This window comes from Marinimicrobium sp. UBA4209, assembly GCF_002381585.1.
Taxonomy (GTDB): domain Bacteria; phylum Pseudomonadota; class Gammaproteobacteria; order Pseudomonadales; family Cellvibrionaceae; genus Marinimicrobium; species Marinimicrobium koreense.
On sequence record NZ_DFTP01000064.1, the window covers coordinates 4157 to 4624 of the forward strand.

1 protein-coding gene is annotated in these 468 nt (G+C 57.3%); it reads left to right on the forward strand.

Annotated features, from left to right (window positions below):
- The coding region (locus tag B3187_RS09095; RefSeq protein WP_286805903.1) for a 5'-nucleotidase C-terminal domain-containing protein at positions 1 to 397 on the forward strand (397 nt) is incomplete at its 5' end.
- Between the last annotated feature and the right edge of the window lie 71 nt (positions 398 to 468).

Here is a 468-nt window from a genome sequence, read left to right on the forward strand (position 1 = left end):
CTCCGGCTCCTACCCCTACGCCTCCGGCCTGCGTTTTGAAGTAGATGCATCCCAGGGGAAAGGCAGCCGCGTGTCCAACGTGGAAGTGAACTCACAGGTAGCCGGTGACTGGACCGCCATTGATACCTCGGCCACCTACACCGTGGTCACCAATGACTTTATCGCCTCCGGGCAGGATGGCTACGATACCTTTGCGATTCCCTTCGACGCCGGCGATTACGAGGATACCTTCACCGAATACGCCCAGGGCTTTATCGATTATGTCGAAGCACTGACCGCTGATGGCCAGAACCTGATCAAACTGCCCGAAGCCGAGTACTCCACTCAGCGCTACATCGACTCCGGTGGCTGCGACCACAGCGCTGTGGCGACTTGCGCGGACGACAATAACCTATAAACGCGGTTGATCTACCCTGCAAAAGGCTCTTCGGAGCCTTTTTTTATGCCTGCCCCCTAATAGTCACCCCG